The 17,583-nt window shown below is 60.3% G+C and carries 16 protein-coding genes; 7 read left to right on the top strand and 9 right to left on the bottom strand.

What is annotated here, in order from left to right; genetic code table 11:
• Positions 1–23 precede the first annotated feature (23 nt).
• The 7 genes from phoB to trpB form a co-directional block, all read right to left on the bottom strand.
• On the bottom strand, positions 24–719 hold the full coding sequence (phoB, locus tag AABE20_RS09340) for a phosphate regulon transcriptional regulator PhoB (RefSeq protein ID WP_338332799.1): 696 nt from the start codon (positions 717–719) through the stop codon (positions 24–26).
• A gap of 253 nt (positions 720–972) precedes the next feature.
• On the bottom strand, positions 973–2,262 hold the full coding sequence (locus tag AABE20_RS09335) for an adenylosuccinate synthase (protein WP_338332798.1): 1,290 nt from the start codon (positions 2,260–2,262) through the stop codon (positions 973–975).
• Between the two features lie 69 nt (positions 2,263–2,331).
• Positions 2,332–3,516 (bottom strand): ATP phosphoribosyltransferase regulatory subunit, encoded by a 1,185-nt coding sequence (locus AABE20_RS09330; protein ID WP_338332797.1) that lies wholly within the window; start codon positions 3,514–3,516, stop codon positions 2,332–2,334.
• Positions 3,517–3,568: 52 nt separating this feature from the next.
• On the bottom strand, positions 3,569–5,050 hold the full coding sequence (locus tag AABE20_RS09325; RefSeq protein WP_338332796.1) for a helicase HerA domain-containing protein: 1,482 nt from the start codon (positions 5,048–5,050) through the stop codon (positions 3,569–3,571).
• Positions 5,047–6,306: a TIGR03862 family flavoprotein gene (locus AABE20_RS09320; RefSeq protein WP_338332795.1), complete on the bottom strand. Its 1,260-nt coding sequence runs from the start codon at positions 6,304–6,306 to the stop codon at positions 5,047–5,049. Before AABE20_RS09320 ends, AABE20_RS09325 begins: the two co-directional genes overlap by 4 nt.
• Before the next feature lie 19 nt (positions 6,307–6,325).
• Positions 6,326–7,159, bottom strand: a complete 834-nt coding sequence (gene trpA, locus AABE20_RS09315; protein WP_338332794.1) for a tryptophan synthase subunit alpha — start codon at positions 7,157–7,159, stop codon at positions 6,326–6,328.
• Positions 7,156–8,400, bottom strand: coding sequence for a tryptophan synthase subunit beta (gene trpB / locus AABE20_RS09310; RefSeq protein WP_338332793.1), 1,245 nt, complete (start codon positions 8,398–8,400; stop codon positions 7,156–7,158). Before trpB ends, trpA begins: the two co-directional genes overlap by 4 nt.
• A 266-nt stretch (positions 8,401–8,666) precedes the next feature.
• Here trpB and AABE20_RS09305 point away from each other — a divergent pair, with 266 nt between their 5' ends.
• The gene (locus AABE20_RS09305; RefSeq protein WP_338332956.1) at positions 8,667–9,815 is read left to right on the top strand and encodes a magnesium transporter CorA family protein; all 1,149 of its coding nucleotides are present in this window, start codon (positions 8,667–8,669) and stop codon (positions 9,813–9,815) included.
• Between the two features lie 250 nt (positions 9,816–10,065).
• A complete protein-coding gene (gene rho / locus AABE20_RS09300; protein WP_338332792.1) occupies positions 10,066–11,364 on the top strand; it encodes a transcription termination factor Rho in 1,299 nt (432 codons plus the stop codon).
• 50 nt (positions 11,365–11,414) lie between these two features.
• Here the strand turns inward: rho and AABE20_RS09295 are convergent, their stop codons facing one another.
• Entirely contained in the window at positions 11,415–11,699 is a 285-nt protein-coding gene (locus tag AABE20_RS09295; protein ID WP_338332791.1) for a sulfurtransferase TusA family protein, read from the bottom strand.
• 161 nt (positions 11,700–11,860) lie between these two features.
• On the opposite strand from AABE20_RS09295, the gene AABE20_RS09290 reads away from it, so the two are divergent.
• From AABE20_RS09290 to AABE20_RS09275, 4 genes are all read left to right on the top strand, one after another.
• Positions 11,861–12,352, top strand: coding sequence for a transcriptional repressor (locus AABE20_RS09290; protein ID WP_165991018.1), 492 nt, complete (start codon positions 11,861–11,863; stop codon positions 12,350–12,352).
• Positions 12,349–13,194, top strand: a complete 846-nt coding sequence (locus AABE20_RS09285; RefSeq protein ID WP_338332790.1) for a GNAT family N-acetyltransferase — start codon at positions 12,349–12,351, stop codon at positions 13,192–13,194. The genes AABE20_RS09290 and AABE20_RS09285 overlap by 4 nt, the downstream gene beginning before the upstream one ends.
• Before the next feature lie 85 nt (positions 13,195–13,279).
• Positions 13,280–14,950, top strand: coding sequence for an apolipoprotein N-acyltransferase (lnt, locus tag AABE20_RS09280; protein ID WP_338332789.1), 1,671 nt, complete (start codon positions 13,280–13,282; stop codon positions 14,948–14,950).
• Positions 14,951–15,085: 135 nt separating this feature from the next.
• A complete protein-coding gene (locus AABE20_RS09275) occupies positions 15,086–15,598 on the top strand; it encodes a helix-turn-helix domain-containing protein (protein WP_338332788.1) in 513 nt (170 codons plus the stop codon).
• Between the two features lie 104 nt (positions 15,599–15,702).
• On the opposite strand, the gene AABE20_RS09270 is transcribed toward AABE20_RS09275, so the two are convergent.
• A complete protein-coding gene (locus tag AABE20_RS09270; RefSeq protein WP_338332787.1) occupies positions 15,703–16,464 on the bottom strand; it encodes a DUF2076 domain-containing protein in 762 nt (253 codons plus the stop codon).
• Between the two features lie 233 nt (positions 16,465–16,697).
• Between AABE20_RS09270 and AABE20_RS09265 the strand changes: the two genes are divergently transcribed.
• Complete coding sequence (locus AABE20_RS09265; RefSeq protein ID WP_338332955.1) at positions 16,698–17,582, top strand: glycine--tRNA ligase subunit alpha; 885 nt, start codon at positions 16,698–16,700, stop codon at positions 17,580–17,582.
• Position 17,583: the final 1 nt, after the last annotated feature.

Genomic DNA, 17,583 nt, shown 5'->3' with positions numbered 1-17,583 from the left:
CGCCCCTTTTTGCGGTGTGTTGCTTAGTCCTGATCCTGCACTTTATCCAGCGCATAACCACGTGCCCGCACGGTGCGGATCAGATCCACCCCGCCCCCTTCGTTCAGGGTTTGCCGCAGGCGGCGGATATGCACATCCACTGTACGCAACTCCACAAAGGAACTGCGCTCCCACGCGTGTTTCAACAACTCCTCGCGCGAGAAAACCTGAGCCGGGTGGAGCATAAGGAATTCCAGCAAACGGTATTCCGTAGGCCCCAGCGACAGCAGGCGACCATCGCGCTCCACCTTATGGCTGACCCGGTCCATGACCAGCGTATCAAACCGCAAGGTTTTATCCGCTGGGGGTGCTCGGCGCAAAATGGCTTTAACACGGGCAAACAGCGCATCCATGCTAAAGGGCTTGACCAGATAGTCATCCGCCCCTGTATCCAGCCCACGAATGGCGTCTGCTTCCTCACCCCGGGCACTGAACATAATAATGGGAAGGGCGGCTGTTCTAGCCTGTTCGCGCAAACGGCGGCAGACCTCCAACCCGGAAATACCGGGCAGCATCCAGTCCAGCAGAATCAGGTCCGGCCGACGCTGCCGAACATATTCCAAGGCAGCCTCTCCGTCCGCCGCGTGGCGTACCATGTAACCCTGTTTTTCCAGATTGTAGCTCACAAGCCGGGCGAGTGCCGGATCGTCCTCAACAACCAGAAGATCTGCCTTGTGCATACCAGAATGCCCTTTGAAAACCTGCCACTAGGATATGACGCGCAGATGACAAAAAACAACCGCCAGTCCACCTAAAACCCTGCACAAACAGCATTATGGCACTCTGCACCCCCCACAAAGCCGCAGCACACACAGCAAAAACCGCTTTGTGAATGTTTTATGACCCACATGAAAAAATAGCAGACTCCCAACAAAAAAGCCCCGGCACAAAGGCCGGGGCTTTACGGGTTACGTCATATAACCGTCACATCAATCAGTCTTCAAACGGATCACGCACCAGAATGGTGTCATCACGGTCCGGGCTGGTGGACAGCAGCGTTACAGGTGCGCCAACCAGCTCTTCCACCCGGCGGACGTATTTGATGGCCTGCGCAGGCAGGTCGGCCCAGCGGCGCGCACCCTGCGTGGTTTCTTTCCACCCTTCGATCGTCTCATAAATCGGGCGTACACGCTGCTGTGCTGCCGAACCCGAGGGGAAGCGTTCTATCTTCTGGCCATCCAGTTCATACCCGACGCAAATATTGATCTCGTCCAGACCATCAAGCACGTCCAGCTTGGTCAGCGCCAGTCCGTTTATGCCACCAACCCGGACGGCATGGCGGACCAGAACCGCATCAAACCAGCCACAGCGGCGCGGACGCCCCGTAACCGTACCAAACTCATGCCCACGCTCACCAAGGCGGCGGCCAATGCTGTCGTGCAGTTCGGTCGGGAATGGCCCTTCACCCACACGGGTGCAGTACGCCTTGGCAATACCCAGCACAAACCCTGCTGCCGATGGCCCCATGCCAGAACCCGTGCCCGCATTGGCAGCAACCGTGTTGGAACTGGTCACAAACGGATAGGTGCCGTGGTCCACATCCAGCATAACGGCCTGCGCACCCTCGAACAGAATGCGGCGGCCATTGCGGCGGGCATCGTCCAGAATGTCCCATGTTGCCGCCATAAAGGGCAGCACCTTGGGGGCAACATCGTTCAGGAACGCCAGAAGTTCTTCCTTGGCAAAAACTGGCGCGCCAAGGCCTGCCAGCAAGGTGTTGTGGTGCAGGAGCAGTTCATCCAGCTTCCAGTCCAGCGTTTCCGGCTCGGCCAGATCGCACAGGCGGATGGCGCGGCGGGCAACCTTGTCCTCGTAGGCAGGGCCAATGCCACGGCCGGTGGTGCCAATCTTGCGGTCACCACGCGCGGCTTCACGCGCACGGTCAAGCGCGCCATGCACGGGTAGGATAAGGGGAACATTTTCCGCAATCTTCAGGGTTTCGGGCGTAACCTTCAGCCCCTGTTCGCTAATCCGGGCAATTTCGGCCAGTAGCGCCTGTGGGTCCACCACAACACCGTTGCCAATAATACCCAGCTTACCGCTCACAACACCCGATGGCAGGAGCGACAGCTTGTAAACCTGATTACCGACCACCAGCGTATGGCCCGCATTGTGACCACCCTGAAAACGCACCACCACGTCGGCCCGGCTGGCCAGCCAGTCAACAATTTTGCCTTTGCCTTCATCGCCCCACTGGGCGCCGATCACGGTTACGTTGGACATAGACGGTCTGCTCCTGAAAAAAACTGCCTGCTGGTCAAAAAGAAAAAAGTCACACCCAAGGGCAAGCCCTCAGGCAAGGTCCACCCGCTGGGTGCCTGAAAGAACAATGCCACACCCCAAATGCCGCGCTTCGGCCTCGGCCTTGGCCCCTGTGGCAAAACCACGCACGGTGGCGTAGCCCTGCGCCCGCAGGGCCGCGGCTTCCTGCCGGCTGGCATCCGCCGCCAGATACACGCGCACACGGGCGGGTGCAGGCGGGATCATACGAAACAGCACATCGGGGCGCAGGGTCAGCCCGCAGGCGGGTTCGTTATCATTGCAGATGTAGCGCCCGCCCCGCCCCAGCTCTTCGGAGCGACCAACGGCAAACAGCGTGACGCACACACCTGTATGGTACTTCCACCCCCGAAACTCTACTGGGTCCACGGTCATGCGCAGGTTCGGGCAAATCTCACGCAGGGCTGCAACCGTATCAATCAGCCGGTCCAGAATAATGCGGGCCTTGGGCGGCAGGGTCAGTTCCGCCAGTTGCGCCACAGTGTGCTCGGCAGCCCCTGTGGCGTCCAGCAGGGCAATAAGCGTTGCCGCCAGCGCGCCACCATGCTGGGCCACGGCGGCCGCATCCTTGCGGTCGAGTGCGCGCATAAGGGTCGGGCGCTGAGCTGCGGGCACACCGGCCTCTTCCAGCAAAGCGGGAATAAAGGGCGGCATGGTCAGGTCGAAGGAGACATCCTTGACCCCCAGACGCATGAGCGCTTCTGCCCCTATGGACATGACTTCAGCATCTGCCTCGGGGGAATCCGGGCCGATCAGCTCAATGCCAGTCTGCATGATCTGGCGGCTGCTTTCCTCCGCCGCAACAGGCGCCACCACAACACAAGGCCCGGCGTAGGAAACACGGAGCGGGCGCGCCAGCCCGGCAACACGAGTCGCGGCCATACGGGCGATCTGGGGTGTAATATCGGGGCGCAGGACCATCATGCGCCGTGTATCGGGGTCCATAACCCTGAAGCACTGCTCCGCCAGAGCCACCCCTGCACCGGCAAGGTAGGTCTCCTCAAATTCCATAAGAGGCGGGCGGACGCTGTCGTAGCCGTGGGAGGCAAACACATCCATAAGAGTGGCCACACCCCGTGCTTCCGTTCGGGCATCGGGGGTCAGCAGGTCTACAAAGCCAGCAGGCAGCAGGGCCGGGCTAAAGGGCGGGTCGTCCGTCATGCCTCGGGCTATAGCACTCCCCGCTCCGCCCGTCATGCCCGCGGGTGTGTTCTTTTGCGCCTTTTGCCACACAAAACGGGCTGATGGGTCAGCCGTCGGCCACGCCGGGCAGTGTTTCCCACCCTGTGCCTATAAAGGTCAGCACCCGCCGCCCCACGCCATCGGCCCGCAGGACGACCAGATTCTGGTCCTCAAACCAGGCCAGCAGGCGGCGTGCCCGCCCCCTGGAGACCGTGCCATACACTTTTGCTATCTGCGCATCAGACGGGCACGGGGCACGCTCAATGGCCGCACGGGCAAGGAACAGAAACACCGCCTGCAAATCCTCCGGCAGGGCCGATGCGCGGGCTTCGGCCTCCTGCCATTCGGTGGAGGTCGACATATCCTCGCTCACACCGCTGCGGGCCGTGGCCAGCGCGCGGTTGAAGCGCCGCAGGTCCAGCGCGTTGCGCCCCAGCCCCGCAATGCGGCACCGCACCAGAAAGTCCTGATACAGAACAGGCACGGGCCTGAAGGACGAATCCTCATCCTCCATCATGTCCCGCAAAATGGCGGTCATGCGGGCTTCGCGCTCGCCTTGGGTTTCGGTTGTATCTTCCGTGCTGTCAGGCTCGGCCTGCACGCTGGCCTGTGCCTCGCCGTGGGCTGCAAGCTGGGTAAGCAGGTCTGGTGCGGCAGGAGCTGGAGCCTTGCGCTGGCGGGCGGGCAGGTCATGCACCGGCACGGGGGCCAGAATAAGCTCGTGCACGGGTGCGGTTGGCGGTTCAAACGGAGCAAGCACCGGCCCGGCCGAGCGGCTTTCTGTTTCGACCGCGCCAATACGGACCGAGAGCGGTCTGCGGCTGAGGGCTGGCCCAAGGGCCACAAACGTGCCGCGTGCGAGGTCTCGGAACGCTTCGGCCTGCCTGCGTTCCATACCCAGCAGGTCGGCTGCGCGCGCCATATCAATATCAAGAAAGGTGCGGCCCATCAGAAAGTTGGAGGCTTCCGCCGCTACGTTCTTGGCCAGCTTGGCCAGACGCTGCGTGGCGATAATGCCTGCAAGGCCACGTTTGCGGCCACGGCACATCAGATTGGTCATGGCCCCAAGGGAGGCCCGGCGCGCCTCGTCCGAGACCTCGCCCGCGGCGGCGGGGGCAAAAAGCTGGGCTTCGTCCACCACCACAAGAACGGGGTACCAGTGCTGGCGCGGCACCTCGAACATACCGCCCAGAAAAGCTGCCGCCCAGCGCATCTGCTGGTCCGCGTCCAGCCCTTCCAGATTAAGCACGACGGAGGCACGGTGCATGCGCATGCGCTCGCCCGCCGCATGCAGGGCCATTTCCGAGTGATCGGCTCCGTCTATGACCAGATGGCCAAATTTTTCGGCCAGACTGACAAAATCCCCCTCGGGGTCAATAATGGCCTGCTGCACCATACGGGCGGACTGCTCCAGCAAACGCCGCAGCAGGTGCGACTTGCCAGAACCCGAGTTCCCCTGAACCAGAAGGCGCGTGGCCAGTAGTTCGCCAAGGTCCATCTGTGCCGGACCACCCCCCGGCACGTCCCCCATTGTAATCATATTGTTCATGGTTGGAGGAGATACCGCCTTGCCCCACCCTTGCGCAACCATGCCTCCGCACCCTTTGCCGCCGCGCGGCCCGTGGCAAGGCAGGCATGGAGCAGGTAGCCCCCGGTTGGGGCTTCCCAGTCCAGCATTTCCCCCGCAACAAACACACCGGGAAGAGCTTTGAGCATGAAGGACTGGTCGCACGCCGCCTGCGTGACCCCTCCAGCCGTGGAAATGGCGCGCGCCAGCGGTTCGGGCGCATAAAACGTAAGGGGCAGAGCCTTGATCAGGGCCGCAAGAGCACGCGGGTCGGTCGGGAGTTCGCCCTGTGCCTCCCGCAGCAGGCCAATGGCTGCTGGCGCGAGCCTGATCGCCTTGCGCAAGCGGTTGCTCAGGCTCTCCCGCACACGGGTGGCCCGTAACCTGTCCAGCAGGTCCTGCTCGCTCAGATCGGGGCGCAGGTCGCACAGGACCGTGGCTTGGCCATGCGCGGTAATGGCCTGCCGCACCGTGCGGGAGAGCGCATACAACGCGCCCCCTTCCACCCCTGTGCGGGTCACTACAATTTCGCCACGCACACGTGTGCCTGCAAAGCTCAGGGCAACCGGCTTGAGGGGGGTTCCCGCAAAGCGCTCGGCAAACAGCGCAGACCACGGGGTACAAAACCCACAATTGGCAGGCTCCAGCGGCGCAACCTCAACCCCACGCTGTTGTAGCAGAGGCGCCCAGCCGCCAGAACTGCCCAGCCGGGGCCAGCTTGCCCCGCCAAGGGCCAGCACAACGGCATCTGCCGCTATTTCTGTCGGATGGGCCGCCGCATCCCCCGGATGTTGCAGATTAAAAAGAAGCTGCCCGTCCGTGCCCCAACCCAGCCACTCCGCACGTGTGCGGAAGGTAACGCCTGCGGCATTCAGGCGGGCAAGCCATGCGCGCAGCAGGGGGGATGCCTTCATGCCTACAGGGAAGACCCTGCCGGATGAGCCTATAAAACTCTCCTGCCCCAACCCAGCCATCCAGCTCCGGATGTCGGGCATGGTCCATGCGTCCAGTGCTGGCTGCAACCATGACCGGGCAGGGCCATACCGCTCCAGCACGGCCGCGTGGTCCTCCGAATGGGCAATATTCAGCCCACCCCGCCCGGCCATAAGGAACTTGCGGCCAAGGCTTGGCATGCGCTCCATCACCTGCACGGCACAACCTGCCCCGGCCAGATGCTCCGCCGCGGCAAGCCCCGCCGGGCCACCACCCACAACAACAATGCGCGGTTGAGCGGTCATGGGTGATTAAAGGCGTGGGTCATTCAGGTTTCTGACCTGCCGCACGGACAGCCTGCGCCAGACCACGGATCTGCTCAAGCACACGCGGCACGGTCTGGGGTGTGGCGCGGCCTTGCGCGTCCAGTGTTTCGGCCAATGTGGCCAGCAGGGCGGACGCCACCACCGCACCATCGGCTATGCTGGATGCCTGCGCGGCCTGCTCGGGTGTGCGTACGCCAAAACCAATGGCTATGGGCAGGTCGGTGGCCGCACGCACGCGGGGGATGGCGCCTGCAAGGTCATGCGCGCTGGCCGAGCGCGTGCCCGTAATGCCAACAATGCTGACATAATAAACAAAGCCCGATGCATGCGCGAGCACATATTCCAGACGGGCATCGGGTGTTGTGGGGGCGACCAGACGGATAATATCCAGCCCCGCAGCCTGCGCGGGAGCGGCAATAACCGCCCCTTCCTCCGGTGGCAGGTCAACCAGAATAAGCCCGTCCACCCCGGCGGCGGCGGCATCCTTGCAGAAGCGTTCGTACCCATAGGCTTCCACCGGGTTGACGTAGCCCATCAGAATAACCGGGGTTTCGTCATTCTCCTTACGGAACTCGGCCACCATATCCAGCACGCCCACCAGCGTCGCACCAGCCTTGAGGCCACGCAGGGCAGCGGCCTGAATAACCGGACCATCGGCCGAAGGGTCGGAAAACGGCATGCCAACTTCAATCAGGTCGGCTCCGGCTGCTGGCATGGCGCGGAATAACTCCAGCGATGTCGCCCGGTCGGGGTCATACGCCTCCAGATAAGGAATGAGCGCACCACGGCCTTCGGCAGCAAGGGTTCTAAAACGGGCGGCAATACGGCTCACAGCGTAACTCCCAAATGCTCGGCAACAGTAAAGATATCCTTATCCCCCCGACCGGACAGGTTGACCACCAACAATGAATCCTTGGGCAAGGTGGGGGCAATTCTGGCCGCATAGGCCACGGCATGCGCCGATTCGAGAGCGGGAATAATCCCTTCCAGCTTTGTGCAGATCTGGAAGGCCTCAAGCGCCTCGGCATCGGTGGCCCCCACGTATTCCGCCCGCCCGATATCATTCAACCACGAATGTTCCGGCCCAACACCGGGGTAATCCAGCCCGGCGCTGATGGAGTGAGCCTCATCAATCTGCCCGTCCGCATTTTGCAGCAGGTAGGTGCGGTTGCCGTGCAGCACACCGGGGCGACCGCGCTCGATGGAGGCCGCCGTTTTGCCGCTGTCCAGCCCATGGCCTGCCGCTTCCACCCCAATCAGGCGCACGGACGTATCATCAAGGAAGGGATAGAAAATACCCATGGCGTTGGAGCCACCACCAATGGCTGCGACCACCACATCGGGCAGGCGTCCTTCGGCAGCACGCATCTGCGCTTTGGTTTCCTCACCAATCACGCTCTGGAAGTCACGCACCATGGCGGGATATGGGTGTGGGCCAGCCACGGTGCCGATCAGCATGTAGGTATCGGCCACATTGGCCACCCAGTCACGCATGGCTTCGTTCATGGCGTCTTTGAGTGTACCGGCCCCGGCGGTTACGGGCACAACCTCCGCCCCCAGCAGGCGCATGCGGAACACGTTGGGCTTTTGCCGTTCCACATCGGTTGCCCCCATGTAGATCACGCATTTCATGCCAAACAGGGCGCATACGGTGGCGGTGGCCACACCATGCTGGCCTGCCCCGGTTTCGGCTACAATGCGGGTGCGCCCCATGCGGCGGGCCAGCAAAATCTGCCCCATAACGTTGTTGAGCTTGTGCGAGCCTGTGTGGTTCAGCTCCTCACGCTTGAGGTAGATTTTTGCCCCCCCGAACGCTTCGGTCAGGCGGCGGGCAAACCAGAGCGGGCTGGGCCGACCAATGTAATCGGTCTGGTAGTAAACCAGTTCCTTATGGAAGGCGGGGTCAGCCTTTGCGGCTTCGTATGCCTCGTTCAGTTCCAGAATAAGGGGCATGAGCGTTTCCGCCACAAAGCGGCCACCATAGCGGCCACCAAAATGGCCATGCTCGTCAGGCTGCTGCTTGAAAGAATTGCTCTGCGCCGCCGCGCCGCCGTGTTCGATCGGGTTCGCCATTACTCGTCCTGCCGCTCCTTTAGCCCCATGGCGCGCCCTGCCGGGTGCCATATGTTTTTATCTTTTCAACTGGCAAAATGGCTTACCAGAAGTGCTACCGCATTGCACGGTCCCGTGCGGTCATCTTGCCATAAACCGAACAAAGGCGTCATACTTGGCGTTATGCACATGCTCCGGGAGGGGCACCGCCAGAACCGGCATACAGGTGCACGTGCCCACAGGGCAAAAACTGGGAGAATCGCATGTTTCTGGCCCACAGGCCCGGTATGCCTGCTCGCGCCGTTGAAACGGAAGACGATGCCAAGAATGCTGTATGGCTGGACCTTCTCAACCCCACGCCACAGGAACTGGAACTGGCGGAAAAACTCTGCGGCCAGCCCATACCCACACTTGATGACCTGAGCGCCATCGAAAGTTCCTCACGCATCAGTGTACGCAATGGGGCGGCATTTTTGTCCTCCCCCCTGCTGCGCAAGAGCGGGTCGGATTTTCAGACCATGCCGGTCGGTTTTATCCTGACCGAAAAACGGCTCTTTACCATTCGCTTCCAGTTCTATCTGGCGTTCGAGACTGTGGCCCAGCTTGTGGCGGACTGCGTGGCCTCCGCCATGCCACCCCCGCACACCACGCCTGAGCGCCAGACAACACAGCCCCAGCCAACCGAGATCCCCCCCCAGCACGAAACCCTGCTCCATTCAGGGGAAATACTCGTGGCGCTGATCGAGGCGATTGTGGACCGGCTGGCCGATATTCTGGAAAGCATGGGCAACCTGCTGGACGCCCTCTCGCACGATATTTTTCGCGCCCGTACGCAGCAGACCCCCATCCGCAACGTGGCCGTGTGGCAGCGCAACCTGCTCCAGCGTGTAGGGGAAGCTGGCAATCTGTGCTCACGCATGCGGGACACACTACTGGGCATGGAACGCATAGCCCTGTTCCTGGGCGAAAGCCGCAAAACCGCATCCGCCCTGCCGGTTACGGGGTTTGCCCTGTGCACGCCCCGTTCATCCCCCCCCACACCCCTTGCCACCCCCGCACCGGATGAAGACGGCAAGGTCACCGCGGCCTATGCCCTATCTGGCATTCTGCGCGCGCGCATCACATCGGTCAGCCATGACCTGTCCTCGCTCGATGCCTATGTCTCCCAGTCACAGGACAAGGTGGAGTTCCTGCTTGATGCAACGCTGGGCTTCATCAACATCGAACAGAACGGGGTGATGAAGGTGCTGACCGTGGTCAGCTTCATTGGGGTTGCACCCACCCTGATTGCTGGCATTTACGGTATGAACTTCAAATACATACCCGAGCTGGACTGGTCTTTTGGCTACTGGTACTCGCTTGGTCTCATGGCCACGACCATTGTGCTGCCCCTGCTCTGGTTTTGGAAAAAAGGGTGGCTTGGGGGCATCAAGTAACCCCTGCTCACAACCGCGCATGGCGCCATATCCTGTGTTGACGATCAAATCCGCCGCAGGTATTATCCGCCCCCAGACGCTGGCTGACTTCACCTGCCCAGCGGTATCCCTCCCGTCAGGTTCCTTCTGGCTCGGACATGCCTTGTCAGGCATGCTTGCTTTCCGGTCCCCCCGACCGGCTCTGCCGTGCATGGAACGACCCGTGACCTTCCCCTTTTGAACTTCTCTTGCCAGTCAGGGCATTTACTCAATGCATCTTGCGGAACTCAAGGCCAAGTCCCCAGCCGACCTTCTGGCCTGCGCTGAAGACCTGAATATCGAAAACGCGTCCTCCCTGCGTAAGCAGGACATGATGTTCGCCATCCTCAAAACACTGGCTGACAATGATCAGGCCATTTATGGCGAAGGCACGCTTGAGATCATGCATGACGGGTTTGGATACCTGCGTGCGCCCGAATCCAACTACCTTCCCGGCCCGGATGATATTTATATCTCCCCCACGCAGGTCCGCCGCTTTGGCCTGCGCACGGGTGATACGGTTGAAGGCCAGATTCGCGCCCCACGGGATGGCGAACGCTACTTCTCCATGCTCAAGATCAACACGATCAATTTTGAGTCCCCCGATGCGGTGCGCCACCGGATCAACTTTGATAACCTGACCCCGCTCTACCCCGAGCGCCGCCTGCAGATGGAAGTGGAAAGTCAGGCCACCGCCCCAGAACCCAAGGGCGACAAAAACAAAAAGGGTGCTCAAAAGGACTTTACCCCACGGGTGATCGACCTTGTGTCCCCCATTGGCATGGGCCAGCGCGCCCTGATCGTGGCTCCCCCGCGTTCGGGCAAAACGGTCATGCTCCAGAGCATTGCCTCCTCCATTTCGGCCAACCACCCCGAAGTGTTCCTGATCGTTCTGCTCATTGACGAACGGCCTGAGGAAGTGACCGACATGGCCCGCTCCGTGCGCGGCGAAGTGATTGCCTCCACCTTTGACGAACCCGCACACCGCCACGTGCAGGTGACCGAAATGGTGCTCGAAAAAGCCAAGCGCCTTGTGGAGCACAAGCGCGATGTGGTGATCCTGCTCGATTCCATTACCCGTCTGGCGCGCGCTTACAACACGGTTGTTCCCTCATCGGGCAAGGTGCTGACCGGCGGTGTGGACGCCAACGCCCTACAGCGGCCCAAACGCTTTTTTGGTGCAGCCCGTAACATTGAGGAAGGTGGCTCCCTGACCATTATCGCCACCGCGCTGATCGATACCGGCAGCCGCATGGACGAAGTGATCTTTGAAGAGTTCAAGGGCACGGGTAACTCCGAGCTTGTCCTTGACCGCAAACTGGCTGACAAACGCACCTTCCCCGCAATCGACATCACCAAAAGCGGGACACGTAAGGAAGAACTGCTGGTTGACCGCTCCACCCTGTCCAAAATGTGGGTGCTGCGCCGGATTCTGGCACCCATGGGCACCATGGACGCCATGGACTTCCTGCTGGACAAGCTTAAATACAGCAAAACGAACAATGACTTCTTTGAAGCCATGAACAACTGATATCATCCACAGTTTGCCTGTGGCGCAGGCCGCATCTGCTTAAACCTCTATCAGGCTGGAGCGGATGCGGCCTCCTTTTTGCGGATCGTCAGCAGCACACTACCATCAGGCTGGGGTGCATCAGCCAGAATGCTGTGACCCAAAGCCTGTACGGAGCGGCTAACATTGCGGTGCGGCTCCTCGCCTATCAGGCGCACCGCCAGCAGACCACCCGGCGGCAGCACATCCAGCGCCAGACGGGTGCGAACAAATGTCATGGGGCATTTTTCCCCTGTAATATCCAGAACCGCCGGGCAGGTACCGTCCTCCCGTCCCGTCATCGGGGTATCATTCATGCAGACTTTCCTCCTTTCGAGGGGAAAAACGACAGGCCAGCATCATACAGACAGGCATACACACCATAAAAAAACTGTATGATGGTGTAAAATTGGACAAACACCTCTGATTTCGGCTACCTGAATAACGAACGCAGAGATGATAACATTAGGCAGGGTTTGTGACCTTGAAGGTACAAGCGGCAGAATCACGGATTGAGCAGCTGTGTATCGAACACGGCCTGAAAATGACCGGACAACGGCGCGTTATCGCACGTGTTCTTTCCGAAGCAGACGACCACCCGGACGTGGAAGAACTGTACCGCCGTGCGGCAGTGCTGGACTCCCGCATTTCGGTGGCAACCGTGTATCGCACGGTGCGGCTGCTTGAGGAAAAAGGCATTCTGGAGCGCCGGGACTTTGGCGGCGGGCGTGCTCGATATGAAGCAACGGAACATGGTCGGCACCATTATCACCTGATCGACGTTGATAACGGGAAAGTGATTGAGTTTGAAGACCCGGAACATGAAGCCTTCATGATGAAGGTGGCGGACCGACTTGGATTCGAGTTTGTCTCCATGCGGCTGGAACTGTTTGGCAAAAAACGCCAGCCCGCCAATGCTTCCTCCGGCAAAACAACACCCCGTTCACGCCGCAAGGGAGACCAGACATGAGTTCCACACAAACCACAGGCGGGCTTTCGGCGCTGGAGCTGGACCGGTCTCGCTTTCCCGAACTGCATGGCGGCAGCCTGAGTGTCCGCATTGCCGAAACGGATGATGAACGCGATGCAGCCCAGGCCCTGCGCTACCGCGTTTTTTACGAGGAAATGGGTGCCCACCCCAGCGCGGAAACCCTGCGCCTGAAGCGTGATATTGACGAGTTTGACAGCGTTGCCGACCACCTTCTGGTCATTGACAACGCCATTGCCTCGGACGCGCGCGGTGTGATTGGCACATATCGGCTTGTGCAGGGCGATGCGGCCCAGAAGATCGGCCGGTTCTATTCCTCCAACGAATACGACATTACTCCGCTCAAGGAATTCCCCGGCAGGCTGCTCGAAGTCGGGCGCTCCTGCGTGGACAAAAACTATCGTGGCCGGGCGGCCATGCAGCTTTTGTGGCGCGGCATTGCCTCCTACATTTTCCTGCACCGCATTGATCTGCTGTTTGGCTGCGCCAGCCTGCCCTGCACAGACCCGGACCAGATCGCGGATGAACTGACCTATCTTTACCACAACCATCTGGCCCCCCCCGCCCTGCGTGTTCGCGCGCTTGAAAGCCGCCGGGTGGAAATGCTGCGCACGGACCCGCACACCCTTAATGTGCGGCGCTGCCTTGTGGGCCTGCCGCCCCTTATTAAAGGGTATCTGCGCCTTGGTGGTTATGTGGGCGATGGTGCGGTTATTGACCCGCAGTTTAACACCACGGACGTTGCCATTCTGGTTAAAAGCGAACTTCTGGCGGACAAATACTACCGTCATTACGAACGCCGCCTGCGCGATGCTCTGGACTAAGTCGCGCACGGCAGCAGGCTGTTGCCCTGATTTTTAACGAATCCATCCGGCGGGCGGGCAACCCGCCTGTGCCATGAGCGCCCCAATGTCCCCAAAAACCGTGTTGTCCCGCTTTTGTCCAAAACGGGCAACGCTCAGTTTTGCTGCTCTCCTGCTGGGTTTGGGGGGGGTGTCCACTCTGGCCTTGCCGCCTTTGCATGTTCTACCTGTCCTACTCCTGACCTTTGGGCTGTTTGGGCACATACTCAATACAACCCAGAGCTGGCGGCGCGCGGCATGGGCGGGTGCTCTGTTCGGGTTCGGGTTTTATGCCGCCGGTCTTTACTGGCTGGTCAACGCTGTTCTCATCCGTGCGGATGAGTTCTGGTGGTTTGTTCCGTTTCCCTCCCTTGGCTGCGCACTTATTCTGGCCCCTACTGTGGCTGTGCCCGCCGCATTGTGCGTTCTGCTACCCGCTGGCATACGCCGCCTGAGCGCCTTTGCCGCCCTGTGGACCCTGTTTGATATGGGGCGCACGTTTATCTTCAGTGGTTTTACATGGAACGCGCTTGGCAGCAGCCTTGCCATTCCCGGTTCTGTGGGGAGCCTGCTTATCCAGCCTGCCGCATGGGTGGGAGAGGATGGCCTGACCCTTGCCTTGGTTCTGCTTTCCACGCTTTGTGGCACAGCCTTGCTAGAGCAAACACCTCTGGCGCGTTGGGTTAGCCAAATTGCTGTGCCCCGTAGCACGCCCGCACTTTGCCTGTCTTTTCTGCGTTTGCGCGTTGTTGCCTGCTCGGTTGTGGGCATATTTGTGTGGTGCGTGGCTGGCGGTCTGCGGCTTTACACGGCCCATCCAACAGGTGAACCCGGCCCCATTGCCGTAATTGTACAGGGGAATGTGCCTGAATCTGAAAAAATCGGGCGGCAAACCCCGCGCGATATTTTTACGCGTTATCTGGCGCTAACCGCACAGGGCGTGCAGGCCGCCCAAGCGTTACAGGTTGCGCAACGCAAACCGGGGGAACACTTTAGGCCCATTGTTTTCCTCTGGCCCGAAACCTCTTTTCCCGGTTACGATCTGATACAGGACAGCCCCCGTGCGCGGCAGGCCATTATGGAATGGGCCGTTGGGGCAGATGCGGGTCTTATTGGCGCACTGCGCATGGATACGGCAGGGCACTACCGCAATTCCGTTGTGGCTCTGGCCCCCGACGGGGCCATACAGGCCACATACGACAAAGCCCGCCTTGTGCCTTTTGGCGAATATCAGCCGCCGTTCATTCCCCTCCAGATTGTACCGCAAGGCGGCATGGCGGCAGGGCCGGGGCCACAAACGTGGCATCTGGCCGACATTCCCGCCGTTGGCCCCCTTGTGTGTTACGAGGTTATTTTTTCGGGCGATGTGGTCGACCGGCATGACCGCCCCCGCTGGCTGGCCAATGTGACGAATGATGCATGGTTTGGGAACAGTGCTGGCCCACGCCAGCACCTGTCCTCCGTGCGGCTGCGCGCGGTGGAAGAAGGGCTGCCCGTGGCGCGCGCGGCCAATACCGGCATTTCCACCGCTTATGATGGTATGGGCCATATGCTGGACCATCTGGGCTGGGGCAAGGCCGGCGTGCTTACTGTGGCGCTCCCTGCCTCACTTCCGCCAACCTTGTTTGGCTTGATGGGACAATCCATTCCGCTAGCCCTGTGCGTTATGCTTCTGGCCTTGGCCTGCATACCCCGCCGTAAGCGCCTGCAATCCCGCAGCAGCACAACACAGCCCTAAAAAGGGAGGACGTGTTATGGCCGCATTATCCAACGTTTTTCTGGAACATTACCAATTTTCCTTTATGAAACGTTAAGATTACATGTTATCCGTCCACCTGTTCCAGCCTTTACAGCCGCGGGAAAAAACCCAGTCGTGAGCAAAACCGAGCCTCTGACGGATCCAGCCTCCACGATATCCACCCATGCCGAAACGATAGATGCCCATGTTGGCAAACGTATCCGGCTACGCAGAACGCTGCTGGGATTATCGCAGGAAAAACTGGGCGAGGCACTTGGGGTCACGTTCCAGCAAATTCAAAAATATGAACGTGGCACCAACAGGGTTGGCGCGTCCCGGTTGTATGATATTGCAACAGCGCTGGATGTGCCCATCAGCTTCTTTTTTGATGACATGCTCCCAGCCCCCACAGGCAGCATGACCAACAGGGGCTTTGCTGAAACACGCAAACCTTTTGGCACACCCGCCCCCTCCCCTATTCCGCCAGCCTCCACCGCCATGCAAACCCTGACAGACGAACAGAACCTGCTGGCCAGAAAAGAAACACTGGATCTGGTACGCGCCTATTACCAAATACCGGACAAGGCTTTACGGCAGAAAATGCTGGACCTTATCCAGTCCATGGCGCGCACCGGCACTCTGGACTGAAAACCGGCACATCCCGACCCATTCTGTTTATGCATCCACAAAAAAGGGGCGGTACTTGCGTACCGCCCCTTCTGGCATGGATCGTTTTGGAAAAAACTGGAGGATCAGAAGCTCTGATCGTCTCCACCACCCCAGTCTCCGCCACCGGCATCTCCGCCCCAATCACCGCCACCTGCGTCAAAACCCTGATCGGCCTGCACACCAGCACCAGCAAAGGGGTCGGCCCCTGCGTCTCCATAATTGTTCACAATGGTTTCGTTGGTCGTTGCACCACCCATGCCACCGTCCCCCATGCCGCCATCGTGGTGGCCGCTAAAAAGACTGGTCAGGGCATTGGCCGCAAGCATGCCGCCAGCCACACCCGTAGCCGTTGTAAGTGCGCTGCCCAAAAAGCCCGACCCGCCAGAAAAGGAGGAAGGCTGCATGCCATACGGCATGGGCTGCGGCTGGTACTGCGGAGGCATGGCAGGCCGACCACCCCACCCCGGAGGAGGAGCAGACTGCGGCTGCGCGGCCTGTCCGCCACCAAACAGACCCCCAAAAAATCCGCCAGACTTCTGCTGCCCGGCATTGCTCTGCTGCTGGGCAGCCTGCAAGGCCTGCTGCGCCTGCTGAAGCTGGAACTGAAGCTGCTGTATCCGATTCTGTGCCTGCACCAGTGCGGCTTCCTGCACCACGGCCATCTGGGTCACGCGGTAGCGGGCTTCGGGGTATTTCTGGAATTCCTGCGCAATAAACTGGTCTGCCTGCTGGTCAATCGCGGGCAGGTTGGGCTGGCTCCCCGGCACACTGCCAAAGCCGCCTTGGGCAGCACCACCAACACGGGCCATAAATTTTTCAATAAGATCGCGTTCTTCGTTTGTCATTCCATACCTTCCCGCCCTGACGGGCCAATTACAGCACCAGAGCTTTGTGCCAGAACACTCTGGCCAAGATGTGGCGCGCCCACAAGCCTGTTACAAGAGACTACGCCACGAAGGAAACCCTGCCATAAGGTCTGCCTTCTCTTTCGGTCTGGCGCGCAGGGCTGTATGGTGTGGCCAAGCGTGCCCTGCGCACATTCAACCTGACCGTCATATTGCGGAGTTTCATCCCTATCATGGACCCGGCGTCTCCCCGCCCCACAGAGCGGCCCCTTTCCTTTCAGGACCTTATCCTGACCCTGCACCAGTTCTGGTCTAAACAGGGGTGCGCCATTCTTCAGCCCTATGATCAGGAAATAGGCGCAGGCACACTGTCCCCCCACACCACGCTGCGGGCCTTGGGGAACAAACCGTGGAAGGCCGCCTATGTGCAGCCCTGCCGCCGCCCGTCCGATGGCCGGTACGGGGAAAACCCAAACCGCCTCCAGCATTACTACCAGTATCAGGTGCTGCTCAAACCCACCCCGGAAGAAAGCCAGAAGCTCCTGCTGGACAGCTACCGCGCTATTGGCATTGACCCCGACAAGCACGACATCCGCTTTGTGGAAGATGACTGGGAAAACCCGACCATAGGTGCATGGGGTCTGGGCTGGGAGGTCTGGTGTGATGGCATGGAAGTAACGCAGTTTACGTACTTCCAGCAGGTTGGCGGTATTCCCGTAACCCTGCCCTCCACGGAGCTGACATACGGGCTGGAACGTCTGGCCATGTATGTGCAGGGTGTCGAGAATGTTTATGATCTGGACTACAATGGCGCGGGCCTGACCTATGGCGATGTGTTCTTGCGGGCCGAGCAGGACTACTCGCGCCATAATTTTGAACTGGCCAACACGGACCTTCTGTTCCAGCACTTTAGCGATGCGGAAAAGGAAAGTGTGGCTCTGGCAGAAGCCGGTGTGGCCCAGCCCGCCTACGACCAGTGCCTGAAAGCCAGCCATCTGTTCAACCTGCTGGATGCGCGCGGCGTCATCAGCGTAAGCGAACGCGCGGCCTATATTGGCCGGGTGCGCACACTGGCAAAACTGTGTTGCGAAACCTGGCTGGCAGGCGAGGACAAATAAG

It is taken from the genome of Acetobacter zythi, assembly GCF_963921165.1.
Taxonomy (GTDB): Bacteria; Pseudomonadota; Alphaproteobacteria; order Acetobacterales; family Acetobacteraceae; genus Acetobacter.
The sequence above is the reverse complement of the archived record's forward strand: the minus strand, read 5'-3'. Positions and strand labels throughout refer to the sequence as shown.